The sequence below is a fragment of the Actinophytocola oryzae genome, assembly GCF_004364325.1.
Lineage (GTDB): Bacteria > Actinomycetota > Actinomycetes > Mycobacteriales > Pseudonocardiaceae > Actinophytocola > Actinophytocola oryzae.
The window spans coordinates 374,755-397,952 of sequence record NZ_SOCP01000005.1; the positions used below are offsets into that span (position 1 = coordinate 374,755).

28 protein-coding genes and 1 pseudogene are annotated in these 23,198 nt (G+C 70.3%); 9 read left to right on the forward strand and 20 right to left on the reverse strand.

The window, feature by feature from the left end:
- Positions 1-14: 14 nt before the first annotated feature.
- Positions 15-953: a serine hydrolase gene (locus CLV71_RS16365; protein ID WP_133903609.1), complete on the forward strand. Its 939-nt coding sequence runs from the start codon at positions 15-17 to the stop codon at positions 951-953.
- A 5-nt stretch (positions 954-958) separates the two neighbouring features.
- On the opposite strand, the gene rdgB is transcribed toward CLV71_RS16365, so the two are convergent.
- Both rdgB and rph read right to left on the reverse strand, forming a co-directional pair.
- The gene (gene rdgB, locus CLV71_RS16370; protein ID WP_133903610.1) at positions 959-1,567 is read right to left on the reverse strand and encodes an RdgB/HAM1 family non-canonical purine NTP pyrophosphatase; all 609 of its coding nucleotides are present in this window, start codon (positions 1,565-1,567) and stop codon (positions 959-961) included.
- Positions 1,564-2,328, reverse strand: coding sequence for a ribonuclease PH (gene rph / locus CLV71_RS16375; protein ID WP_133903611.1), 765 nt, complete (start codon positions 2,326-2,328; stop codon positions 1,564-1,566). The genes rdgB and rph overlap by 4 nt, the downstream gene beginning before the upstream one ends.
- A gap of 148 nt (positions 2,329-2,476) precedes the next feature.
- Between rph and CLV71_RS49320 the strand changes: the two are divergent.
- A pseudogene (locus tag CLV71_RS49320) lies at positions 2,477-3,475 on the forward strand (lysylphosphatidylglycerol synthase transmembrane domain-containing protein); the annotation flags it as partial.
- Between the two features lie 24 nt (positions 3,476-3,499).
- On the opposite strand, the gene CLV71_RS16385 reads toward CLV71_RS49320, so the two are convergent.
- The 11 genes from CLV71_RS16385 to clpS all read right to left on the reverse strand — a co-directional run bounded on the left by CLV71_RS16385 (position 3,500) and on the right by clpS (position 10,797).
- Complete coding sequence (locus CLV71_RS16385; protein WP_243866506.1) at positions 3,500-4,138, reverse strand: TetR/AcrR family transcriptional regulator; 639 nt, start codon at positions 4,136-4,138, stop codon at positions 3,500-3,502.
- Between the two features lie 157 nt (positions 4,139-4,295).
- A complete protein-coding gene (locus tag CLV71_RS16390; RefSeq protein ID WP_133903613.1) occupies positions 4,296-5,066 on the reverse strand; it encodes an MBL fold metallo-hydrolase in 771 nt (256 codons plus the stop codon).
- Between the two features lie 23 nt (positions 5,067-5,089).
- Positions 5,090-5,902 (reverse strand): glutamate racemase, encoded by an 813-nt coding sequence (gene murI / locus CLV71_RS16395; RefSeq protein WP_133903614.1) that lies wholly within the window; start codon positions 5,900-5,902, stop codon positions 5,090-5,092.
- Positions 5,836-6,480 carry a rhomboid family intramembrane serine protease gene (locus CLV71_RS16400; protein ID WP_243866508.1) on the reverse strand — a complete coding sequence of 215 codons (645 nt, stop codon included), beginning with the start codon at positions 6,478-6,480 and terminating at the stop codon, positions 5,836-5,838. The genes murI and CLV71_RS16400 overlap by 67 nt, the downstream gene beginning before the upstream one ends.
- Positions 6,477-7,232, reverse strand: a complete 756-nt coding sequence (locus CLV71_RS16405) for an aspartate/glutamate racemase family protein (protein WP_133903615.1) — start codon at positions 7,230-7,232, stop codon at positions 6,477-6,479. Before CLV71_RS16405 ends, CLV71_RS16400 begins: the two co-directional genes overlap by 4 nt.
- Positions 7,229-8,179, reverse strand: coding sequence for a PLP-dependent cysteine synthase family protein (locus tag CLV71_RS16410; RefSeq protein ID WP_133903616.1), 951 nt, complete (start codon positions 8,177-8,179; stop codon positions 7,229-7,231). The genes CLV71_RS16405 and CLV71_RS16410 overlap by 4 nt, the downstream gene beginning before the upstream one ends.
- Positions 8,180-8,181: 2 nt before the next feature.
- Entirely contained in the window at positions 8,182-8,454 is a 273-nt protein-coding gene (locus tag CLV71_RS16415; RefSeq protein ID WP_133903617.1) for a MoaD/ThiS family protein, read from the reverse strand.
- 27 nt (positions 8,455-8,481) lie between these two features.
- Entirely contained in the window at positions 8,482-8,922 is a 441-nt protein-coding gene (locus CLV71_RS16420) for a M67 family metallopeptidase (RefSeq protein WP_279588734.1), read from the reverse strand.
- Positions 8,923-8,931: 9 nt separating this feature from the next.
- Positions 8,932-9,954 carry a P1 family peptidase gene (locus CLV71_RS16425; RefSeq protein WP_133903618.1) on the reverse strand — a complete coding sequence of 341 codons (1,023 nt, stop codon included), beginning with the start codon at positions 9,952-9,954 and terminating at the stop codon, positions 8,932-8,934.
- Entirely contained in the window at positions 9,947-10,513 is a 567-nt protein-coding gene (locus CLV71_RS16430) for a DUF2017 domain-containing protein (protein WP_133903619.1), read from the reverse strand. Before CLV71_RS16430 ends, CLV71_RS16425 begins: the two co-directional genes overlap by 8 nt.
- Complete coding sequence (gene clpS, locus CLV71_RS16435) at positions 10,510-10,797, reverse strand: ATP-dependent Clp protease adapter ClpS (RefSeq protein ID WP_133903891.1); 288 nt, start codon at positions 10,795-10,797, stop codon at positions 10,510-10,512. Before clpS ends, CLV71_RS16430 begins: the two co-directional genes overlap by 4 nt.
- Before the next feature lie 45 nt (positions 10,798-10,842).
- Here clpS and CLV71_RS16440 point away from each other — a divergent pair, with 45 nt between their 5' ends.
- Together CLV71_RS16440 and CLV71_RS16445 are read left to right on the forward strand one after the other, a co-directional pair.
- Complete coding sequence (locus tag CLV71_RS16440; RefSeq protein ID WP_133903620.1) at positions 10,843-12,126, forward strand: nicotinate phosphoribosyltransferase; 1,284 nt, start codon at positions 10,843-10,845, stop codon at positions 12,124-12,126.
- On the forward strand, positions 12,123-12,686 hold the full coding sequence (locus CLV71_RS16445; protein ID WP_279588735.1) for an isochorismatase family protein: 564 nt from the start codon (positions 12,123-12,125) through the stop codon (positions 12,684-12,686). The genes CLV71_RS16440 and CLV71_RS16445 overlap by 4 nt, the downstream gene beginning before the upstream one ends.
- A 7-nt stretch (positions 12,687-12,693) precedes the next feature.
- On the opposite strand, the gene wecB is transcribed toward CLV71_RS16445, so the two are convergent.
- The 3 genes from wecB to CLV71_RS16460 all read right to left on the reverse strand — a co-directional run bounded on the left by wecB (position 12,694) and on the right by CLV71_RS16460 (position 14,794).
- Positions 12,694-13,845, reverse strand: a complete 1,152-nt coding sequence (wecB, locus tag CLV71_RS16450; protein WP_133903622.1) for a non-hydrolyzing UDP-N-acetylglucosamine 2-epimerase — start codon at positions 13,843-13,845, stop codon at positions 12,694-12,696.
- 54 nt (positions 13,846-13,899) lie between these two features.
- Positions 13,900-13,998 carry an LPXTG cell wall anchor domain-containing protein gene (locus CLV71_RS16455; RefSeq protein WP_133903623.1) on the reverse strand — a complete coding sequence of 33 codons (99 nt, stop codon included), beginning with the start codon at positions 13,996-13,998 and terminating at the stop codon, positions 13,900-13,902.
- Positions 13,999-14,065: 67 nt separating this feature from the next.
- Positions 14,066-14,794 (reverse strand): choice-of-anchor protein CoaP, encoded by a 729-nt coding sequence (locus tag CLV71_RS16460; protein ID WP_133903624.1) that lies wholly within the window; start codon positions 14,792-14,794, stop codon positions 14,066-14,068.
- Between the two features lie 257 nt (positions 14,795-15,051).
- On the opposite strand from CLV71_RS16460, the gene xrtP reads away from it, so the two are divergent.
- The gene (gene xrtP / locus CLV71_RS16465; protein WP_243866509.1) at positions 15,052-15,588 is read left to right on the forward strand and encodes an exosortase P; all 537 of its coding nucleotides are present in this window, start codon (positions 15,052-15,054) and stop codon (positions 15,586-15,588) included.
- The gene (locus CLV71_RS16470; protein WP_133903625.1) at positions 15,585-16,928 is read left to right on the forward strand and encodes an XrtP-associated glycosyltransferase; all 1,344 of its coding nucleotides are present in this window, start codon (positions 15,585-15,587) and stop codon (positions 16,926-16,928) included. The genes xrtP and CLV71_RS16470 overlap by 4 nt, the downstream gene beginning before the upstream one ends.
- Before the next feature lie 60 nt (positions 16,929-16,988).
- Here CLV71_RS16470 and CLV71_RS16475 read toward each other — a convergent pair whose 3' ends face one another.
- Positions 16,989-17,366, reverse strand: a complete 378-nt coding sequence (locus CLV71_RS16475) for a type II toxin-antitoxin system PemK/MazF family toxin (protein WP_133903626.1) — start codon at positions 17,364-17,366, stop codon at positions 16,989-16,991.
- A gap of 162 nt (positions 17,367-17,528) precedes the next feature.
- Between CLV71_RS16475 and CLV71_RS16480 the strand changes: the two genes are divergently transcribed.
- Both CLV71_RS16480 and CLV71_RS16485 read left to right on the forward strand, forming a co-directional pair.
- Positions 17,529-19,571, forward strand: coding sequence for an ATP-dependent DNA helicase (locus tag CLV71_RS16480; protein ID WP_133903627.1), 2,043 nt, complete (start codon positions 17,529-17,531; stop codon positions 19,569-19,571).
- Positions 19,568-19,882 carry a hypothetical protein gene (locus CLV71_RS16485; protein WP_133903628.1) on the forward strand — a complete coding sequence of 105 codons (315 nt, stop codon included), beginning with the start codon at positions 19,568-19,570 and terminating at the stop codon, positions 19,880-19,882. The genes CLV71_RS16480 and CLV71_RS16485 overlap by 4 nt, the downstream gene beginning before the upstream one ends.
- Here CLV71_RS16485 and CLV71_RS16490 read toward each other — a convergent pair.
- Positions 19,879-20,232 carry a hypothetical protein gene (locus tag CLV71_RS16490; RefSeq protein WP_133903629.1) on the reverse strand — a complete coding sequence of 118 codons (354 nt, stop codon included), beginning with the start codon at positions 20,230-20,232 and terminating at the stop codon, positions 19,879-19,881. The genes CLV71_RS16485 and CLV71_RS16490 overlap by 4 nt on opposite strands.
- Before the next feature lie 121 nt (positions 20,233-20,353).
- Here CLV71_RS16490 and CLV71_RS16495 point away from each other — a divergent pair, with 121 nt between their 5' ends.
- Positions 20,354-21,055 (forward strand): Crp/Fnr family transcriptional regulator, encoded by a 702-nt coding sequence (locus CLV71_RS16495; protein WP_133903630.1) that lies wholly within the window; start codon positions 20,354-20,356, stop codon positions 21,053-21,055.
- A gap of 140 nt (positions 21,056-21,195) precedes the next feature.
- Here the strand turns inward: CLV71_RS16495 and CLV71_RS16500 are convergent, their stop codons facing one another.
- Positions 21,196-21,966, reverse strand: coding sequence for a peptidyl-tRNA hydrolase (locus CLV71_RS16500; protein WP_133903631.1), 771 nt, complete (start codon positions 21,964-21,966; stop codon positions 21,196-21,198).
- Positions 21,963-23,192, reverse strand: coding sequence for a phosphoserine phosphatase SerB (gene serB, locus CLV71_RS16505; protein ID WP_133903632.1), 1,230 nt, complete (start codon positions 23,190-23,192; stop codon positions 21,963-21,965). Before serB ends, CLV71_RS16500 begins: the two co-directional genes overlap by 4 nt.
- Positions 23,193-23,198 lie beyond the last annotated feature (6 nt).

Sequence of the window (23,198 nt, forward strand, 5' to 3'; positions counted from 1 at the left end):
GGCGTATTCACGGCATGCTCAACTCCTCCGCTCGCCGCGCCGCTCTCCTCGGTGCCTCGGCGGCTGTCGTCATCGGTGTCGCGGCCCTGACCGGTGCTTGTGGCGCACGGCCGACGGCAACGATCGGTGAGCCCGTCATCGTGCCGCAGGCGACCGCGACCACCAGTGTCAGCGTTCCCGCGCCTCAGCCGAAGCCGGACCCCAAGGACGCGCCGCCAGTGAACTCCCCCAAGGACTCGGGGTCGCCGCTCGACCCTCAGAACGTCCTGGCCGCGGCCGTGCAGGTCGAGCCGAACACCACGCTCGGTGCGGTGGTGTTCGACACGGTCACGAACAAGGAGCTGCTCGTCATCGAGCCTGACCGGCAGTTTCGGTCGGCGTCGCTGGTGAAGCTCCTTATCGCGATCGACGCTCTCGACCAGGGGGTCGGGTCCGACGAGCGGAAGTTGATCTGGCGGATGTTGTCGCTCTCCGACGACGCGATCGCCAGCCAGCTGTGGGTTCGCCACGGTGGCCCCGAGCTGGTCACTCGCGCGGCCACCCTCATCGGGTTGCAGAACACCGAACCGCCCGAGAAGTACGGCCGCTGGGGCGAGACCAAGGTGACCGCCCACGACATGGTGCGCGTCTACCAGTACGTCATGACCGCCCTGCCGCCGGAGGACCACACGCTGATCGTCGACGCGCTGGGCCAGGCGCCAGAGCACGCGGCGGACGACTTCCGCCAGTACTTCGGGATTCCCGACGGTCTGAACGCACAGTGGGCGATCAAGCAGGGCTGGGGCAACAACGACCACTCGATGGTCCTGCACAGCACGGGGCTCGTCGGCGCGAAGTGGCGCTACGTCGTGGTGTTGCTGACCGAGCACCCGCTCGGTTCGGGGTGGCGGACGTGCTCGCAGTCGGTCACGGCGGCGGCCGGCGCGTTGGACGGGCAGCTGCCCGGAGCGTGAGCGCCTCAGCGGTCGCCGAGACTCCTCAGGTGCGGCAGCAGCAGCGAGAGCGCGCGGCCACGGTGGGAGATCGCGTCCTTCTCCTCGGTCAACAGTTCGGCCGAGGTCCTGGTCTCGCCCTCGGGGACGAAGATCGGGTCGTAGCCGAAACCGTTGGTGCCCCTGGGCTTCCGCACCAGCGTCCCCGGCCAGACACCCCGCACCACGATCTCCGTGCCGTTCGTCAGCACCAGCGCCGTCGCGCACACGAACTGTGCACCCAGGCGGTCGTCCGGGATGTCGGTCACCTGCTCCAGCACCAGCTCCAGGTTCCTGCGGTCGTCCCTCGCAGTCCCGGCCCAGCGCGCGGACAGCACCCCGGGCATGCCGTTCAACGCGTCGACCGCGATGCCAGAGTCGTCGGCCACCGTCGGCAGGCCTGTCGCGGCCACCGCGTCCCGGGCCTTGGCCACCGCGTTGTCCTCGAAGGTCGCGCCGGTCTCCGGGGCCTCCTCGAACTCCGGGACCTCGTCCAGGCCGACCACCGTCACGCCCTCGATCCCGGCACGTTCGATGATTCTGTGCATTTCCTGCAGCTTCTTGACGTTTCTGGACGCCACGAGCAGCTGGGTCACGGGCGGGCCACCTTCGGGGTAGGGAGTTCACCTGGGTAGGGCTGCGCCAGCGCGGCCAACTGCAGTGCGTTGATGTCAGCGCACCCCGCCATCGCCAGGTCGAGCATGCGGTCCAGCGTGCTGCGGGTGAACGTGGCGCCCTCACCGGTGCCCTGCACCTCGATGATCGTGCCCGCGTCGGTGGCGACCACGTTCATGTCCACCTCCGCCCTCGCGTCCTCCTCGTACGGGAGGTCGAGGCGGATGCGGCCGTCCACGACGCCGACGCTCACCGCCTGCACAGAGCAGGACAGCGGTTGCGGGTCGGCCAGCCTGCCCGCGGCACCCAACCAGGTGATCGCGTCGGCCAGTGCGACGTAACCGCCGGTGATGGCCGCGGTGCGGGTGCCGCCGTCGGCCTGCAGCACGTCACAGTCGATCACGATCGTGTTCTCGCCGAGGGCCGCCAGGTCGATGCAGGCACGCAGCGAGCGGCCGATCAGGCGGCTGATCTCGTGGGTGCGGCCACCGACTCGGCCCTTGATCGACTCACGGTCGCTTCTGGTGTTGGTGGCCGACGGCAGCATCGCGTACTCGGCGGTGACCCAGCCGAGGCCGGAGCCCTTGCGCCAGCGGGGCACGCCCTCGGTCACGCTCGCCGCGCACAGGACCCTGGTCTTGCCGAACTCGACCAGTACCGAGCCTGCCGGCCAGACCTGGAAACCTCGGGTGAGCTTGATCTCCCGGAGCTGGTCGTCGTTCCTGCCATCACTACGTGCCACGGCGTGAACTCTAGGCCCCACGCGACCGAGCGTTGACCGCGGTTCGAGTCCACCGCGTTACCACTGTGGCAGAGGTTACCTCCCCGTCGATTGACCGAACGGCCAACACGGAGGAACATTCAACGTAGGTTGAAAAGCGGAGGCGGCCATGTCCGAGGGGGACCAACAGGCCAGGAAGAAGCACCCGGTACTCGTCAACGCCCTGAAGGCGGCGGCCGTGCTGGTACTTCTCATCGTCGCCGTCCTCTCCCTGCGCGGCAAGTTGCCGAGCGTCACAGCGATCAGGCACGCGATCATCGACGCGGACACCAGCTGGTTCGCCGTGGCCGTGGTCGCCGAGGCGCTCTCGATGGCCATGTTCGCCAGGCAGCAGCGCAGGCTGCTCACGGCGTTCGGCGTCCGCATGACGCGCCACCGCGCGCTCGCCCTGTCCTACAGCCGCTCCGCCATCGCCATCAGCCTGCCTGCGGGGTCGGCGATCTCGGCGGCGTACGCGTTCCGGCAGTTCCGGACCGGCGGCGCGAGCCGGACGACGGCCGCGACGGTCATGGTGCTGTCCGGGCTGCTGTCCTTCGCGGCCCTGTTCCTCCTCTACGCCACGGGTGCGCTCGCGGCGGCCGCAGTGCACGTCGGCACGGTGTGGCAACGCCAGACGAGCACCACGCACGTGTCACTGATCCTCGCGGTCGCGCTGGTCGTGATCGTCGGGTTGTTCGCGTGGCAGTCCGGGTGGCACCTCCAGCCGCGCCACCACCGCGCGCACCGGCCGGTCGCCACGCGCTGGCCGAGGCTGGGCAGGCTGGTCGCGCCGCTGTCCGAAGCGATCACCAGCTCCCGCGAGGTCGGCGGCAGGCACTGGACGCTCGCGCTCTGCGCCGCGTGCGCGAACTGGCTGACCGACCTGCTCTGCCTGTACTCGGCCGCCCGCGCGTTCCACCTGACCGTGAGCCTCGCCGCGATCGGCGCGGTGTACCTCACCGTCCAGGTCGTCCGGCAGGTACCGCTCACCCCCGGCGGCATCGGCGTCATCGAGGTCAGCCTGCTCGCCGGCCTCGTATCCGCGGGCGCGGGAAACGCCGAGGCCGCGGCGACGGTGTTGGTCTACCGGCTCCTGTCCTGCTGGCTGATCATCCCGGTCGGGTTCCTGTGCTGGCTGGCGCTGCGCAGGCCGTCACACGAGCAGCCGGTCGAGGAGAGCACCGAGCTGGTCGGGGAACTCGACGGCGGCGCGCTCGTCGCCGGCCAGGTGACCGAGCAGCGCGTGCTGGAACACGCCGTCCACCAGGGCGTAGACGAGGCCAGACGGCACCGCCAACCGTAGGCCGGCGCGTTCGGCGCACTGGCTGACGATCCGGCCGATCATGCGTTCGATGCTGTGGTCGATGTCGCGGACATCGTCGCGGAACGACTCCTCGAACATCGTCTGGCCACGCAGGTCGTACCAGAGGCGGTGCATGTCGGTGTCCTGCGTCAGCGACGTGGACATGCCGGTGACGAACCGTTCCCGCACGTCATCCGTCTCGGTGAGGATCTGGTCGTAGCGGGTGATGGTCGTCGCCTTGTACTGACGGACGCAGTAGGTGATCAGGTCGACCTTGTCACGGAAGTAGTAGTGCAGCACGCCGTGTGAGAACTCGGAGTTCTGCGCGATCTCACGCAGGCTCGTACGCGCGTAGCCGAGCTCGGCGAGCGTGCGCAACGCGGAGTTGGCTAGCTGTGCCCGGCGCTGGGCGAACTTGTCGATCTTGCTGAGCTGGTCGATCTTCCTGCGGCGGACGACCTGCTTGTGCTCGGCGACCTTGGTGGACACGGCGGTCCTTCGGCGTCAGCCTCCCCCGACCCGCGCTCTGCGGGCCGTAGGTCAGCATACCGGGCAATTGCCGGTGATCCGGTCGCTCGTGCAACCAATCTGCGCGAGTTTGGGGAATTCGCGCCCTCTCGGACGGCAACTGCCCACTGGAGCAGCGCTAGACGCGGTAGGTCATGCGCTTCTCGACCAGGACGACCTCGCCGTCGTAGACCTCGGTGGCCTCGGCCAGAACGGCCTGGGGGTCCGTCCACGGGGCCACGTGGGTGATCAGCAGGCGCTTCACCCTGGCCCGGGTGGCCAGCTCGCCCAGCTGCCGACCGGAGAGGTGGACACCGGGTGGGCGGTCCTCGCTGTGGGTCCACGACGCCTCGCCGAGGAGGGTGTCCGCGTCGGCGGCCAGGTCGTCCAGGACGAGGCACGTGCCCGTGTCGGCCGTGTACGCCAGGGTCCGGCCGTCGTGGGTGAACCGGAACCCGTAGGTCTCGCAGGGGTGGTCCACCTCGAAGGCCTGGACCCTGAACGGGCCGATCGACTGGACCGTCGGCGTGAGCGGGCGGAAGTCGTAGATGTCCGTCAGGTCCGTCTCCGCCAGCGCGGCCCGGTCGGGGGCGTCCGCCGCGGCGAACCTCGTCGGCGCCTCCTCGGGGGCGTGGACGGGCAGGCGCCGCGCCCTGGTGTCGACCGGCGGTTCGGGGTGCCAGCGGCGCAGGACCGTGAGCGCGCTGAAGTCGGCGCAGTGGTCGGGGTGGAGGTGGGAGAACACCAGGGCGTCCAGCGTGAGCGGGTCACGCACCGCGGCGAGCTCCGCGAGGGTCCCGTTGCCCAGTTCCAGACCGAGGGCGAAGCCGTCGGCCTCGATGAGGTAGCCGGACGACGGCTGGTGGGGTCCGGATGTGCTGCCGGAACAGCCGAGCACGGTCACACGCACGCGCGACAGCCTTTCACAAGTGATCACCCCAGAGGAGCGACTGCGAACGCGCCCAGGTCCGGCCCGAGGAAACGCCTGGCCAGACGGGCGAAGGAAACCGGGTCACCGGTGGCCAGCAGCTCGTGGCGCGGCTCTTCGTGGTCGGCGAACATGTCCCGTTCGGTCAGTACCCGCACGACGTCCTTGGCGGTCTCCTCCGCACTGGACACCAGCGTCACGGACGGGCCCATGACGATCTGCAGCACGCCCGTGAGCAGCGGGTAGTGCGTGCAGCCGAGCACGACCGTGTCCACGTCCGCCTGCTGGAGCGGCTCGAGGTAGGCCTGCGCCAACCCCAGCACCTGGCGGCCGGAGGTGATGCCGCGCTCCACGAAGTCCACGAAGCGGGGACACGGCACGCTGGTGACCATCAGGGCGGGTGCCGCGGCGAACGCGTCGTGGTAGGCGCGGGAACGCACCGTGCCCTCGGTGCCGATGACGCCGACGCGGCCGCTGCGGGTGCTCGCGACCGCGCGGCGCACGGCAGGCACGACGACCTCGACCACCGGCACGTCGTAGCGCTCGCGTGCGTCGCCGAGACACGCCGCCGACGCGGTGTTGCACGCGATGACCAGCAGTTTCACGCCGCTCTCGACGAGGTCGTCCGCGACTGCCAGTGCGTGGCGGCGGACCTCGGCGATGGGCAGCGGGCCGTACGGGCTGTTGGCGGTGTCGCCGACGTACCTGAGCCGTTCGTGGGGCAGTTGGTCGGCGATGGCGCGGGCGACGGTCAGTCCGCCGACGCCGGAGTCGAAGATGCCGATCGGGTTGTTCGGTTCGCCATGGACACCAGCCATGCCGCGAGTATGCCGCCGATCGCGCCGAACAGGTGACCCTGCCACGACACTCCCGGATTGCCGGGCAGGACCCCGAGCAGCGTGCTGCCCCAGTACAGGAAGAGCACGACAGCGACCAGGATCTGTCCGAACGCACGGTTGAAGATGCCTCGGACCAGCAGGAACGCGAGCCAGCCGAACGCGATGCCGGACGCGCCGACGGTGGTGCCGGCGTCGCCGACCAGCCACACGCCGAGGCCGCTGAAGAGCCAGACGGTGACGGTCACGGCGACCCACTGGCCGACGCCGTTGGACATGGCCAGGAAGCCGAACAGCAGGACCGGCAGGGTGTTGGCGAACAGGTGCGCCCAGCCGTGGTGCAGCAGCGGGGCCCAGAGGACACCGTCGAGGCCGCCGAGCGTGCGTGGCTGGATGCCGAACTGGTCGAGTCGCCCGGACATGGCCGCGTCAACGACCTCGATGAGGTACAGCAACACGGTGAACGAGCCGATCACGATCAGGGCCTGCACCGGCTTGGGGGGCAGGATGCGGTTGACCGGGTTCTTCTTCTGCGTCGTCGTGACTGGCAGAGTGCTCACACAGTCGAGGTTACGTGGCTTTTCCCGGGGTCGCGTCCGGTCGAACCCTGAGATGTCCCTGGCATTCCGGTGATACCCAGGGCGTAGTCGACGGCCAGCTCGGCGTGCAGGCGCGTGGTCGGGAAGACCGGGACCGGGCTGTCCTCCCGCATGACGAGCAGCTCGATCTCCGTGCAGCCCAGGATCACGCCCTGGGCGCCCCTGTCGACCAGGCGGGCGATGACGTCGCGGTAGGCCTGGCGGGACTCCTCGCGGACCACGCCCATGACCAGTTCCTCGTAGATGACCCGGTGGACCTCGGCCCGGTCGTCGGCCTCCGGGACCAGCACGTCCAGGCCGTGACCGGCGAGGCGGCCCGTGTAGAAGTCCTGCGACATGGTGAAGTCCGTGCCGAGCAGGCCGACGGTCCCGATGCCCTCGCCGAGGACGGCCTGCGCGGTGACGTCGCCGAGGTGCAGCAGCGGTAGCGCGGTGAGCTGGTCGGCGACCCGGTGCATGGTGTTCGTGCACAGGACCAGGAAGTCCGCCCCCGCCTCCCGAAGCGACGCCGCGGCCTGGTTGAGCACCTCCCCCGCCTCGGCCCAACGGCCCGCCCCCTGGAGTGCCTCGATCTCGGCGAAGTCCACCGAGTACAGGACGCAGTGCGCGGAGTGGTAGCCGCCGAGCCGCTCCCGGACACGCTCGTTGAGGTACCTGTAGTACTCGGCGGTGGACTCCCAGGACATCCCGCCGAGCAGGCCGATGACCTTCACGCCCAGAGGTGCCCGTCGAGACGTGCGGCGGCCTCGTCGACCGAGCCGCTGTACGCACCGGTGGACAGGTACTTCCAGCCGCCGTCCGCGACGATGAACACGACGTCGGCCTTCTTGCCCGCGCGTACGGCCTTGTCCGCGGCGGCGAGCGCGGCGTGCAGGATGGCCCCCGTCGAGATGCCCGCGAAGATGCCCTCGGTCTCCAGCAGCTCGCGGGTCCTGCGCAGCGCGTCGTAGGAGCCGACCGAGTAGCGGCCGGTCAGGACTTCCGGGTCGTACAGCTCCGGCACGAACCCCTCGTCGAGGTTGCGCAGGCCGTAGACCAGCTCGCCGTAGCGGGGCTCCGCCGCGATGATCTGCACGTCCGGCTTGTGCTCCCGCAGGTACCGGCCCGCGCCCACGAGCGTCCCGGTCGTGCCGAGGCCCGCCACGAAGTGGGTGACCGACGGCAGGTCACGCAGGACCTCCGGACCGGTGCCGTGGTAGTGCGCGCCGGCGTTGTTCGGGTTCCCGTACTGGTAGAGCATGACCCAGTCCGGGTTCTTCTTCGCCAGCTCCTTGGCCCGCCGGACGGCCTCGTTCGAACCGCCCGCCGCGGGCGAGTTCACGATCCGCGCGCCGTAGGCCTGCAGCAGCTGACGCCGTTCCTCCGACGTGTTCTCCGGCATGACGCACACCAGGCCGTAGCCCTTGAGCTTCGCGGCCATGGCCAGCGAGATGCCGGTGTTGCCGGACGTCGGCTCGAGGATCGTGGCGCCTGGTCGCAGGGTGCCGTCCTCCTCGGCCTTCTCGATCATCCGCAGCGCGACGCGGTCCTTCACCGAGCCGGTCGGGTTGCGGTCCTCGAGCTTGGCCCACAGCCGCACGTCGGCCGACGGCGACAGGCGCGGCAGGCCGACGAGCGGCGTGTCGCCGAGCGCGTCGAGAAGTGAGTCGTAGCGGGCCAACGTCAGCCTCCGGCGACCGCCGGGAGGATCGTCACGTTGTCGCCGTCGGCAACGCTCGCCTCCAGGCCACCGGCGAAGCGCACGTCCTCGTCGTTCACGTAGACGTTCACGAAGCGGTGCAGCGACCCCTCCTTGACCAGGCGGCCCTTGATGCCGCCGTGGGTCGCCTCGAGGTTGTCGATCACCTCGGCCAGCGTGGTGCCGCTCGCCTCGACCGTCTTCTGGCCACCCGTGTGGGTGCGCAGGATGGTCGGGATGGAGACGGTGACCGCCATGGAAAACCTCCGCTTGGGATGGGACTGCTATTCGGACAACGACGGTGCCGCTGAGTCGTATTCCGGCACGACGTCGACCGGTTCCTCGGTGATCTCACCGTCCACGATGCGGAACGACCGCAGCTCGTCGGCCGCTGGATCGCGGGTGGAGACCAGCACGTAGTGGGCGTCGGGCTCCGACGCGTAGGACACGTCGGTGCGGGACGGGTAGGCCTCGGTGGCCGTGTGCGAGTGGTAGACCACGACAGGGACCTCGTCGCGCGCGTCCATGTCGCGGTAGAGCTTCAGCAGGTCGGCCGAGTCGAACTCGTAGAACGTCGGCGAGCGGGCCGCGTTCAGCATCGGGATGAACCGCTCCGGCCGGTCCGAGCCCTCCGGTCCGGCGATGACGCCGCACGCCTCGTCCGGGTGGTCCCGGCGGGCATGCGCGACCATCGCGTCCACCAGGTCACGACGTATCCGAAGCACGCCCCGATCTTACTGGCCGGACGCGTCGCGCCCACTCCTTGAGACGGGCCACACGTCCGAGTACGCCGGGAGACCAGCGAGGGACGAGGCCCGCACGACACCGTGCACCACCGCCCGCGCGAACGTCTCCGCCGCGGCCGTGCAGAGCCGGTCCAGCGCCGCCGCACGGGCCGCCAGGCCGAACGGCGCGTCGGAGGCGACCAGCTCGCGCGCCCTTGTCGCCACGGCGAAGACCGTGTCGCCGTCGAACATGGTGTGCGCGGGCCGGATCGCCCTGGCCAGGCCGTCCTGCGCGGCCACGGCGATGCGGCGGCACTCGGCCTTGGACAGGTCGGCGTCGACGGCCACGACGCCGATCGTGGTGTTCAGGTCGGTCGGCGCCGCCTCGGGGAACGCCCCCGGCACGTTCGGCCAGGTCCGGCCGAACTCGCCCGCCGCCTCGTGGTCGGCCGCGTAGGGCACGCCGGTGGCCGCGTCGACGGCCTCCCCGGCCGCGTTCACGACCGCGAGCGCGCCGACCGTGAAGCCGTCCACCCGAGCCGACGCCGTGCCGACACCGCCCTTGAGCCTGCCCACCTTGGCGCCGGTGCCCGCACCGACCGTGCCGACCGCGAAGTCGGCCGAGGCGGTCTCGCAGGCCGCGTACCCGAAGGAGGAGTCCGGCCGGTTGCCCCACGCACCACGCGGCAGGTCGAAGATCACCGCGCCCGGCACGATCGGCACGACCTCGTGCTCGCCCGCACCGACCCGCATGCCGAGGTGGCGCTCCGAGAGCCACCGCATCACGCCGTCCGCGGCGGCCAGCCCGTACGCGGACCCGCCGGACAGGCAGATCGCGTCAACCTGCTGGACCAGGTTCTCGGGCAGGAGCAGGTCCGTCTCGCGGGTGCCCGGCGCGCCGCCCCGGCCGTCGACCGCGCCGGCCGAGCCGGGTGGGACGAGGACGACCGTGGTCCCGGTCGCCCAGCCGTCGCCGACGCGCTGGTGGTGCCCGACGAGCACCCCCTCGACGTCGGTGATCGCGTTACCCATCCTCGGCCAGCGCGCTGACCAGGCTCTCCTGCATCCAGGTCAGCCAGTGGTAGACGCCGAGGTGGGGGGCGCGCGGGTCGTCGTCCGGCAGCTCGTCCGGCATCTCCTCGGTCACCCCGAGGGTCGTGCCAAGCGCGAGGCGCACGTCGTTCAGCGCGGAGAGCCAGGCGTCGGCCTGCTCTGCGGAGAGCTTCACCAGGCCGCCGCCGGGTGGGCACGTGTCGAGCACGACGGCGACCACACCGGACTTGTGGTCGAGCAGCTCAGGCTCGTGCAGTGACCGCAGCGCGGCGGCCGAGTCCAGGTCCGCCTTGGACACCGGCTCGTCGCTGTCGAGGCGGTGGAAGTCGGGCAGCAGCCTGGCCAGGATCGGGTCGTCCGGCGCGGTCGACGGGCCGGTGCGCATGCCGGTCAGCTCGGCGAGCTCGTCCTGCGGCGCCTGTGCCTGCCTGGACTCGATCATGTCGCCGATCTGCGTGACCAGGCCGCGCAGCACCGCGGCTTCCTGCCGGTCGATCTTCGTGGAGACCGTGTCCCCGACGCGCTCCCAGGGGATCACGACTCGTGCTGCATGGTCGCCCAGAGGCCGGCCGCGTGCAGTTTCGCGACGTCACCCTCCACTTTCTCCTTGGAGCCCGAAGACACGATCGCCCTGCCCTTGTGGTGTACGTCGAGCATGAGCTTCGTGGCCTGCTCGCGGGAGTACCCGAAGAGCTTCTGGAACACGTAGGTCACGTACGACATCAGGTTCACTGGGTCGTTCCACACTATCGTCTGCCACGGCTTGTCCTCGGCTGTGACCTCCGTGGTGACCGGTTCTACCCGCTCGAGGGGCGTCGCCATGGAAACCGACATAAACCCATGGTGGCATGTCTAGGCTCACCGGTCATGACCGGTACCAGCACCGCGCTGCTCACGGACCACTACGAGCTCACGATGGTCGCCGCGGCACTCGCCGACGGCACCGCGTCGCGGCAGTGCGTGTTCGAGACGTTCGCAAGGCGGCTGCCGAACGGGCGGCGCTACGGCGTCGTCGGCGGCACCGGCCGGGTGATCGACGCCATCAGTCGGTTCACGTTCGGTGACGAGGAGCTCGCCACGCTCTCCGGAGTACTCGATCCGGCCACTGTCGAGTGGTTGGCCGACTACCGGTTCAGTGGCGACGTCGACGGCTACGCCGAGGGCGAGCTGTACTTCCCCGGGTCGCCTCTGTTCACGGTGCGCGGCACCTTCGCCGAGGCGGTGGTGCTCGAGACGCTCGTGCTGTCGATCCTCAACCACGACAGCGCGATCGTGTCCGCCGGCGCCAGGATGGCCAGTGCCGCGAACGGCAGGCCGATCATCGAGATGGGCGGCAGGCGCACGCACGAGGAGGCCGCGGTGGCGGCCGCGCGGGCCGCTTACCTCGCAGGCTTCGCCACGACGTCGAACCTGGAGGCGGGCCGCCGCTACGGCATCCCGACCGGCGGCACGTCCGCACACGCGTTCACCCTGCTCCACGACAGCGAGCACGCGGCGTTCACGGCACAGGTCAACGCCGTGGGACCGGACACCACGCTGCTGGTCGACACCTACGACATCACCTCGGGCATCGAGACGGCCATCGAGGTGGCCGGCACGTCACTGGGCGCCATCCGCATCGACTCCGGCGACGTGGGCGTCCTGGCGCGGCAGGCACGAGCGCAGCTCGACGCGCTCGGCGCGCGCAACACGCGGATCGTCGTGTCCGGCGACCTCGACGAGTACGCCATCGCGGCGCTGCGGGCCGAGCCGGTGGACGCGTACGGGGTGGGCACGTCACTGGTCACCGGCTCGGGGTCGCCCACCGCCGGGATGGTCTACAAGCTGGTCGAGGTCGACGGCCGTCCGGTGGCGAAACGCAGCTCGCACAAGGAGTCCAAGGCCGGGCGGAAGGCGGCGCTGCGCAGGTACAAGCCGACCGGGACGGCGCTGGAGGAGGTCGTGTACGTGGTCGGCGCGCAAGTGCCCGCCGGCCCGCACGACCGTCAGCTGCAGGTGCCGCTGATGCGGGGTGGACAACCGGTCGACGACCTGCCCACCCTGGAGGAGAGCAGGCAGCGCGTTCGGGAGGCACTCGTGAGCCTTCCGTGGGAAGGTCTGAAACTGTCACACGGCGAACCGGCGATCTCGACCGTAAACGTGGAGAAGTGATGAAGGCACTCATCGTGGTGGACGTGCAGAACGACTTCTGCGAGGGCGGGTCGGTCCCCGTGACGGGCGGCGCGGCGGTCGCCGAGGCCGTCTCCGGGCTCTACGGCTCGTACGACCACGTGGTGGCGACGCGGGACTACCACATCGATCCCGGCGCGCACTTCTCCGAGACACCGGACTTCGTCGACTCGTGGCCGGTCCACTGCCGCGCGGGCACACCGGGGGCGTCGTTCCACCCGTACCTGGACGTCGGCGGCATCGAGGCGGTCTTCTCCAAGGGTGCCTACGAGGCGGCCTACTCGGGGTTCGAGGGTTTCGCGGCGGACGGCACGACGCTGGCCGACTGGCTGCGTGCCCACGACGTGTCCGAAGTGGACGTCGTCGGCATCGCGACCGACCACTGCGTGCGCGCGACGGCCATCGACGCGGCCGCCAACGGTTTCACCACGAGGGTTCTGCTCGACCACACGGCGGCCGTCTCGCAGGCGACGGTCGACAGCGCGCTCGGCAGGCTCGCCGAGGCGGGCGTGTCCGTCACCGGCACGCCGCACCTCGGCTGAGCCGCCGTCAGGACGCCGGTTCCAGGACCACGGGTGTCGTGGTGCCCGCGAGCAGTTCGGCAATGGCCGCGCAGACCCGGTTCGCGGCGTTGCCGTCGCCGAACGGGTTGCTGTTGACCGGAATCCGCAGCCGGGTGCGCAGCATCTCGTCCGCCGCCAGCAGAATCCTGGCGCGGTCGGTGCCGACGAGCCACGCGCAGCCCGCGTGCACGGCCTCCATCCGCTCGGTCACCTCGCGGAGCACCAGCACGGGCACGCCGAAGCTCGGCGCCTCCTCCTGGATGCCACCGGAGTCCGTGAGCACCAGGGCGGCTCTGCGCAGCACCCGTACGAGGTCCGGATAGGACAGCGGGTCGGTCAGGGTCACCCTGGGGTTGTCCCCGAGCACGGCCGCGACCTGCGCGCGCACCGACGGGTTCGGGTGCGTCGGCAGGAGGACGCGGATGTCCGGATGGGACTCGGCGAGCGTGGCGACCGCGCCGAGCACCTCGTTCAACGGCGCGCCCCACGACTCGCGGCGGTGCGCGGTGACCAGTACGAGCCTGCCGCCGTGGGTCTCGAGGTCGTGCTCGACGGCCACGAGGTCGGGGCTGGCCGCCGGTGTCTCCAGTGCCGCGATCCGCAACGCCGCGTCCACGACCGTGTTGCCGGTGACCACGACAGGACCGCCGCAGAGGTGCTCGCCGGACAGTGCCGCCGCGGCGTCGGCGGTCGGTGCGAGGTGCAGCGCGGCGACGCGGGCGACGAGCTGCCGGTTGGCCTCCTCGGGGAACGGCGCGGTGAGGTCGCCGGTGCGCAGACCCGCTTCCAGGTGCACCACGGGAATGCGCCGCCAGAACGCGGCCAGCGCGCCGGCCAGGGCGGTGGCCGTGTCGCCCTGGACGAGCACCGCCCTGGGCCTGCGACGGGCGAGCACCTCGTCCAGTGCGGGCAGCAGGTGCGCGAAGAGCTCGGCCTGGCCACCCGTCTCCCGCCGGTAGCACAGTGCCTCGTCCGGCCGCAGACCGAACGAGGCGAGGGCCTGTTCGACCACGGCGACGTGCTGTCCACTGTGGACTATCGCGGGTGTGAGGTGGGGATGCTCCGCGAGGCACAGCGCGACCGGTGCGGCCTTGACCGCCTCCGGCCTGGTGCCGACGAGGAGCAGGACTTCGTCCATCGGTTCCCTCGGTCAGGACGGTGGCCCCCGCGCGCGGCGGGGGCCACCGCCGCTCTAGTCGATGCGCCGGCGTCCCGAGCGCGCCAGCAACAGGCCGGAGACCAGCAGTACGACGCCGAGTGCGATCCACCAGGTGATGTCGCTACCAGTCATCGCGAGGCCTCCGGCGCCACCGATGACACCTCCGGTCGGAGCTCGGTACACGGTCCCTCTCCGCTTCTCAGGCGAACTCGGTGCGGCGCCTGCGGATCGCCAGGCCACCCGGGATCGCCGCGAGGCCGAGCAGGCCGACGCTCAGCCACAGGCCGAGGCCGGAGGCCAGCGGCACCGGCGGCGATGGCGGACCGCACTTCGCCTGCGCCAGCACGACGTCACCGGAGCCGGCCGTCGGGTTCATGTAGACGTGGAGGGCGTTGACGGTGAGGCTGCCGTCGTCGGCCCTGACCTGCTCGTTGAAGACGAGCCGCGCGGCCAGCGTGTCGACCGCGGTGTTCGGCTCGGGGTTCGCCGGGACGTTCGCACCGGGGATCTGCACGTCCGAGAGCGTGGTGGCACCCTTGACGCCGCCCTGGTCACCCTCGCAGTGGCCCTTGACGGCACCGATCCTGCCGTTCAGCGAGGCGAGACCGAGGCCGACGTCTGAGACGTCCGCCGCCGAGCTGACGAGGCCCGTCTCCTGGTCGAGGTTCGCGGAGCTGCTCGACGTTCCCGCGGTCACGAGCTTCGCCGCCTCGACGCTCGCGACGTCGGCCGTGTTGGGTCCCGCGGTGCTGGACGGTGCGAGCACGCCGGTGTCCACGGCGTGCTCGCCGCGCATCGTCACGGCGACCATGGCCACGTACGCCGAGCCATCGCCGGGGTCCGCCGATGCCGGCATCGCTCCGAACACGAGCGACGCCGCGACGACCACCCCCGCGACGGCACCGCGGCGCACAATTCGTTCGCGCATATTCGTTCCTCCGATTGGTGAATGCCGGCACTGCTGCGCCGTTCGACTACTCATCGCAGAACCGGTGCCGTCAGGGAAGATCTTTCGCGCGCATCGACCGGATAGTGGGGCACATCCACCCCCCGGTATCCAGTTCGGACCCAAAGTGATCAACGCTCCGCTACTTCCGACCGTCGACGACTACCTGATCAAGGGATGTCCCTCACCCGGTACTTGGATGCAAGATCAAGCGTTGGCCAACGGAGAGGAGATTCGGCGTGACGGTGGCACTTTCCCCACCACTGCGGTGGCACTACCCGCTGGCCGCGCTGCTGTTGCTGGCCGCGGGCGCGCTGGTGGCGTGGCACCGCGTGTACCGCACAGTCGAGATGCAGCTGGCCGGCGGGCTCATCAAGCTGTTCACCTCGGACGGTGTGTACGTCGCCGCGGCGCGCCAGACAGTCTACTTCGGACTGATCGGAGAACATCCTTTCGGACTGCGGATGTCCCCTGAGTGCACGTCGGCGTTCCTTCTGTTGCCGCTGTTGCTGATCGGTGCCGTGATGATCCTGCTGCGACCGCACATCGCCAAGCAGGTCCTCGGCGCACTCGGCATCGCGACGGTGGTGCTGATCGTGGTGAACCAGCTGCGGCTGCTGATGCTGGTCGGCCTGATCAACTGGCTCGGCACCGACCAGGGCTACTACCTCGGGCACACCCTGTTCGGCTCGTTCGTCTCCGTCTTCGGTGGCGCCGCCGCGCTCGTGCTGTTCGTGTGGCTCGCCACCAGGTCCCGCCGCAAGGTCGCCGCATGAGCCTGCCGGTCATCCTGGGGCTCACCCAGGCACTCGCCCTGACGATGAGCGTCGCGTTCCTGACCTACGTCTGCCTGATCGTCGTGCCGTACCTGCGACACCGTCCGGCGGAGCCCGGCGACCCGTCGGGGTTCGACTGGCACTTCCTCGTGCCGTGCCGGGACGAGGAGGCCGTGGTCGGGAGCACGATCCGGTACCTGCTCGACACGTTCGCGTCGGCGAACGTGTGGGTCATCGACGACGCCTCGGACGACGACACCGCCGCGGTCGTCTCGTCCTTCACCGACACGCGTGTCCACCTGGTACGCAGGCAGCGGCCGGACGCCCGCACCGGCAAGGGGAACGCACTCAACGCCGCCTACCTGGAGCTGGTGGCGTCGTTGCGGCCCGACGCCGATCTGATGCGGACGATCGTGGTCGTCGTGGACGCGGACGGGCGGCCCGCGCCGGACTGCTTCGCGGCCTGCGTGGCCGACCACCTCTTCGGCGACGAGACCGTCGGCGCCGTACAGGTCGACGTGTGGATGAGCAACCGGGGCGCGCTGCCCGCCGAGGGCAGGTGGTTCGGCCGCCGGTTCGGCGCGGGGCTCGTGCGCATGCAGGACCTGGAGTTCCGCACGGCCATTGCCGCGATCCAGACCTCACGCGGCATCACCGGCACGATCTCGATGGGCGGCAACGGACAGTTCACCCGCGTGGCCGCACTGGAGTCGATCTCGGACGAGTCCGGGCCGTGGCGTGGCGCGCTGCTCGAGGACTTCGAGCTTGGCGTGCACCTGCTGACGTCGGGCTGGCGAACCGGGTTCACGCGCGACACGCACGTCGCGCAGGAGGGCCTGTACAGCCTGCGGCGGTTCCTGTCGCAACGCACGCGCTGGGGTCAGGGGACGATGCAGTGCGCGCGGTACATGCGGCAGATCTGGTCCTCAGGGCACCTCAGCACCCTGGGCGCCGCGGAGATGCTGTACTACCTTGCCCAGCCGTGGATGCAGCTGCTCGGCACGCTGGTGTACCCGATTCCGTTCCTGCTGCTGGGATTTCGCGCCTCGGCCGACCCGACACAGGTGTGGGCGTGGTTCGCCGACGGCGCCTGGGTGCTGTTCGCGGTGTACGGCGCGTTCGGGCTGCTGCCGTTCCTCGTGTGGGGCCCGGTCTACCGGTCACGGTGCGAGCCGACGGTGAGCGCGTTCCGGGGAGTCATGTACGGCTTCGCCTACGCGGTGTACATCTACACCTTCTACATCACGTCGTGGCGAGCGCTGTACCGCCTGATCCGCAAGCGGAACGGTTGGACCAAGACCCGCAGGAACGCCGAGACCCGGCTGGCCCTGGACCACTGACCGATGCCCTGAAGGACGCCTTCCTGACACCGAGCGTCAGGAAGGCGTCCTTCAGAGCATTCAGGGCAGGTTGCCCAGCTCTCGGGCCTTGGCCACCACCGCGTCGAAGCGGTGGCGGGGCAGCGCGGCGCCCTCGCGGCGGACGTCGGCCGGGTCGTAGCGCAGGAGGCGGTCGGCGTTGGCGTAGCTCTCGCGCTCGTCGCGGTCCCAGTCGCCGGTGCCCACCGCGACCCACTCGTCGGCGTCCCGCTTGTGCTCGGGGTTCTTGCTGCTCAGCGGCACCGCGAGCAGCCGGGAGCCGTCGCTGTCCGCGTAGCCGATGACCAGGACCGGCCGGTCCTTGCCCTGGGATGGGTCATCCTCGTAGGGCACCCAGCCCCACACCACTTCACCCGGGTCCGGGTCGCCGTCACGTTCCGGCGCGTACACCACCTGCATGCGGGCGGACACTACCGGCTACCCGCGGCCGCACGACCGGCCCCACGCCGGGTGTTCCACCGTCCGTGTGCCTGGGCGGCACACCTGGACAGTCGGGATGGGACACCGTGGCGGCGGCGAGCCCCGTCGGGCTGTGTCGGTGGTCGGAGGTACCGTCTGCCTGTGCCGTCCTCCTCCGACCTCCCTGGCGTCAACGAGCTGCTGACGACCGCCGTCGACGCGGTCGGTGGCGCGGAACGCCCTGGTCAGGTGGCCATGGCGGAGGCTGTCGCGCGTGCCGTCCGCACCGGCGACCACCTCGCGGTGCAGGCGGGCACCGGCACCGGCAAGTCGCTCGCCTACCTCGTGCCTGCCCTGCGGCACGCGGTCGCCAGAGAGGCCACGGTGGTGGTGTCGACGGCGACGATCGCGCTGCAGCGCCAGCTCATCGACCGCGACCTGCCCCGGCTGGAGAAGGCGCTCGCGAAGCCGCTGGGCCGCAAGCCGACGTTCGCGATCCTCAAGGGCCGCCGCAACTACCTGTGCCTGCACAAGATCGACAGCGGCTTCGAGGACGAGCCGGAGGACGCCGCGCTGTTCGACCCGTTCGCCGTCTCCAGGATCGGCCGCGAGGTGACGCGGCTGCGCGAGTGGGTGTCGGACACCGAGACGGGTGACCGGGACGAGGTCGTGCCCGGCGTCAGCGAGCAGGCGTGGCGGCAGGTGTCGGTGTCGGCGCGGGAGTGCCTCGGCAAGGCCCGCTGCCCGGTGGGTTCGGACTGCTTCGCCGAGAAGGCACGCGAGGAGGCGGGCCGCGCGGACCTCGTGGTCACCAACCACGCGCTGCTGGCCATCGACGCCATGCAGGGCTACCAGGTGCTGCCGGAGCACGACCTGGTGATCGTCGACGAGGCACACGACCTGGTCGACCGCGTGACGTCGGTTGCGACGTCCGAGCTGACGTCCGGGATGATCACCATGGCCGCCAGGCGCGCGGGCCGGGTCGTCGACCAGGAGGTGGCCGACCAGCTGCTGGAGGCCGGGGACGGGCTCGCGCTGGTCATGGAGGACCTGCCGACCGGCAGGCTCGACGAGATGCCCAAGCCGCTCGGCGGCACGCTCACCGCGATCCGCGACGCCGCGCACGCGTGCATCACGGGCCTCGGGTCGGAGAAGTCCGGGGACGTGGACGTCCAGACGGCACGCAAGCTCGCGCTGTCGCAGCTGGAGGAGGTCCACGACACGGCGGTGCGGCTGCTGGGTGCGTGGGACGCCGACGACGCGCACCGCCGCGACGTCGTGTGGCGCACGGACCCGAACGGCAACCGCCCGCCGACGATCAGCGTCGCGCCCCTCGGCGTGGCCGGGTTGCTGCGGGAGCGGCTGTTCGGCCAGACGACCACGGTGCTGACGTCGGCGACGCTCACGCTGGGCGGGAACTTCGACTCGATGGCGCGCTCGTGGGGCCTGCCGCCCGAGAAGGAGGGTGCGAGCACGCCGACCGAGGGCGCGGCGACGGAGAAGTCGGTCGAGGGCCCGCGCTGGACGGCACTGGACGTCGGCTCCCCGTTCGACCACGCGCGGCGCGGGATCCTGTACCTGGCCAAGCACATGCCGCCGCCGGGACGCGACGGCCTGCCACCGTCCTACCTGGACGAGATCAACGACCTGATGACCGCGGCGGGCGGCCGCACGCTCGGGCTGTTCTCGTCGATGCGGGCGGCGAAGCAGGCGACCGAGGAGCTCCGCAAACGCACGGACCTGCCGATCCTGTGCCAGGGCGAGGACTCGACGGCGCTGCTGGTCAGGAAGTTCGCCGAGGACGAGGTCAGCTGCCTGTTCGGCACGCTGTCCCTGTGGCAGGGCGTCGACGTGCCGGGCCCGTCGCTGCAGCTGGTGATCGTCGACCGCATCCCGTTCCCCCGCCCGGACGACCCCCTCGCGTCGGCACGCCAGCGCGCGGTGGAAGCCCGGGGCGGCAACGGTTTCCTGTCGGTGGCGGCCACGCACGCCGCGCTGCTGCTCGCCCAGGGCACCGGCAGGCTGCTGCGCAGCACCGAGGACCGCGGCGTGATCGCGATCCTCGACCCCCGACTGGCCACCGCGCGGTACGGCGGCTTCCTGCGCTCGTCGCTGCCGAGCTACTGGACGACGAGCGATCCAGAGGTAGTGCGGGCGGCACTGCGCCGTCTGGACGCGTCAAGCTCATCAAAGGAGAGTGCGTGACCACCAGCATCACCATCGACGACGACGGCGTCCGCCGGCAGTTGGCCGACGGCACCGAGGAATCGGTGACGTGGGCGAAGCTCAAGGAGGTGGCCATCCGGACCACCCCGGAGGGCCCATGGAAGGAGGACACGTTCTTCCTGTTGGTGGCCGAGGGCGGTGGCGGCTGTGCCGTCCCGGCCGGCGACCCGTCGGCCGATGACCTGATGTCGCGCCTGCAGTCGCTCCCCAACTTCGACAACGACGCGTTCGTCGAGGCCATGACCACCATCGAGGACGGCCTCTTCGTGATCTGGCAGCGGGAGGGCTAGAGCCGGGACCCGTACACCGCCACCGCGACGGCCAGTGGCCACAGGAACAGCAGCGGCAGGAACCCGGCGCCCGCCCAGCCCAGTACGGCCACCGTGACCACGGTCGCGACGAGCCCGCCGGTGACGGACAGGTAGCACAGCCCCAGGGGCCCGAACAGCAGGCTGAGCAGGACCGCGGTCGTGGCCGACTTGGGCGATGGCGTGCTTACGGCCGGCCGACCAGGTCCTGCCACCTCGATGGTCGTGCCGTGGTACCAGCCGCCCGACTGCAACGGCGGATGCGGCGGGAAGGCGATCGGCTTGCTCGCCTGTGAACGGGGTGCCCAGTCGGCCACATGATGACTTTCCATCGTTGGCTCCTGATCTCTGTATTTATCCTGTATGACCATGCTCGCCGAGTTCGGGGGGAGGTAATGTGTCAAATGGCGCGTTCGGTGACACGAATTCACCGGGCTCGGGGGAGGCCAACCGATGGCTCCGTCAGATGACACCCACGGCGAACGCCGAGCATGGCTGCGCCTACGGCAGGCGGACCGCACCGCGCTGACCGAATCGGGTTACGAACGCACCTGGTTACCCGGCGAAATCCTCGCACTGGAGGGAAGTCCGCCGAGCAGCATGTACGTGATTCTGGAGGGCTGGGTAAAGATCACGGCCCGGAACTACCGAGGTGAGGACGCTCCCCTGGCGGCGAGAGGGCCCGCGGAGATCGTCGGAGAACTGTCCCCGATCAGCCAACTCTCCCGCTCGGCGACCATCACCGCGCTCGACAAGGTCCGCACGCTGGTGGTCCCCCACGACCGGTTGTTGAACCTGCTCCAGCGCCACCCGGGAATAGCGAGAGAACTCCTCAGGACGACCGGCATTCGCCTGCAGCAGTCTGATCGATTACGCCTCGAGTCGGGCGGCTCGGACCTCACCCAGCGCCTGGCGGCGGTCCTTCTGGAGTTGGCGGTCCAGTACTACCCCGACTGGACGAACGTGGAAAGGGCGAGCCTGAACGTCACCCAGGAAGATCTGGCGAGTTATGCCAGAGTTTCCCGCCGAACCCTGCTGCGCGGCCTTGACGACCTGAAACGCCTGTCAGTGATAGCGACCGGCAGACATCGGGTGACGATCACCGAACCACACATTCTTCGGGATCTGGCCGCAGGTAATCCCCCACCCCCGTAGTCGGGTCAGCGGGTAAGCGGGATCACGATGGAACCGGCCACGATCAGCACGATCACGATGAGGACGAATCCCAGCACGATCGCGAGGGGGGTCACCTCACGCCCGCGCGCGAAAATCAGGGCGGGCAGTATTTCCGGATCTCAGGGCAGTTGCGCCAGAACCGTTACCGTGCCGGGAGCTACTTCCGTGAAGCCCGCGTCCCTCACCGCGACCACCTGACGGCGGCGCCACGCGTTCAGGGGGTCGTCACCGGGGTGGAGGGATGCCCACGTGCGCAGGGGCGGAGTACGCACGGCGCAGCGGAAGTCCTTCCAGTCCTCGAAGTACGACTCCCGGCCGTCGGCTTTCAGGGCTGCTGCCAGCAGCATCGACGCGTGGCCCACCTGGGCTGCCGCCTTGCCCGCGGTCATCGGGACCTTCGGGTTCAGCCACAGGGTCGGCACGTCCGGTGGCGCGGGGCCCGGGTCGTCGGCCGGGATCTCGCTGCCGGAGATCTGCAGGCGCGACACTTCCTTCGGCGTCTCCGCCACCAGGCCCGGAACCAGGGCCCTCGCCGACGCGCCGTCCACCGTGATCGTCACGCCCGGCAGGGACTGCACCGCCTCCCAGTGCGCACCTCGCGCGCGGCGGGAGACCTTGCGGATCCTGCTGTCCACCCACGCCTTCACCTGGTCGTGCCACTCGCCTTCCGCCTCGGCACGGGGGTCCAGGCACACGGCCACCGCCGCGGCTGCCGCGGCCTCCAGCAGTGGGGTGCGCTGCGGCGGGTCGCCTCGTTCTATCCGCAGGATCACCGGCATCGCGCGGACTTCTGCCGGGTCCTCGTCCGAGACGTCATTCGTCGCCGACGCTGGTAGGCCCAGCCAGTGGGCGTAGCGGTCGGCCAGTGTGTCCAGGACCGTGCCGGTCATTGGCGGGGTAGCGGCAGGCCGTCCGCCGCGTCCGCGGCTTCCACCTCGGCCCTTGTCACGCCCAGCACGAACAGCACCACATCCAGGTACGGGTGCGACAGCGCCGTGTCCGCCACCTCGCGCAGTGCCGGCTTCGCGTTGAACGCCACGCCCAGGCCCGCCGTGCTGAGCATGTCTATGTCGTTCGCGCCGTCGCCTATCGCCACGCACTGGGACAGCGGGATGTCGAACTGGTCTGCGAACCGGCGCAGCGCCGTAGCCTTGCCTGCCCGATCGACGACCTCACCTGTCACCCTGCCCGTCAGCTTGCCGTCTTCGACTTCCAGGTCGTTGGCCACGTGGAAGTCCAGGCCAAGGTCCTCCGCCAGGCGCTCGATGATCGGTGTGAACCCGCCCGACACCACGCCGCAGCGGAAACCTATGCGCTTGAGGGTGCGGATGGTCGTCCTGGCGCCGGGAGTCAGGGTCAGGGAGTCGGCCACCTCGTCCAGCGCCGACACCGGGAGACCCGCCAGGCACGCCACTCGACGTTCCAGCGACGCCGTGAAGTCCAGTTCGCCCCGCATCGCGGCCTCGGTGATCTCGCGGACCTCGGCCTCGCAGCCTGCGTGGGCCGCCAGCATCTCGATGACCTCGCCCTGGATCAGCGTCGAGTCGACGTCGAACACGACCAGGCGCTTGGCCCGGCGCGTCAGGCCCTCGCGTTCCACGGCCACGTCAAGGTCGACGCGGGCGGACACGTCGGCCAGGGCCGAGCGCAGCTGCGCGTCCGACTCCGGCGTGTCCTGCGCCACCGACACCCGCAGCTCGAGACCCGTCACCGGGTAGTCGGCCACCCTGCGGATGGCGTCGATGTTGACGTCCAACGCGGCCAGGCGGCGGGCCACCTCCGCGAACGCCCGCGCCGGCATCGGGCGGCCCAGGACCACCAGCACGTGGCTGGAGCCAACCCGGGCCGGGGTCTGCGGGTCCACGTCCATCTCGACCGTGACGTGCATGGTCACGGTCGCCATCGCCTGCTCGACCGCCTCCTGCAGGCCCTCCGGGTCGTGGTCGGTGCTGACCAGGACCCCGAGCACCAGCTGTCCCCTGATGGTGACCTGCTCGACGTCGAGGATCTCGACACCGTGCCTGGTCAGCACCGCGAACAGGACGGACGAGACACCCGGTTTGTCCGGCCCAGTGACGGTGACGAGGACCGGCGTGCTGGTCGGTTGGGGTGACACGGTCAG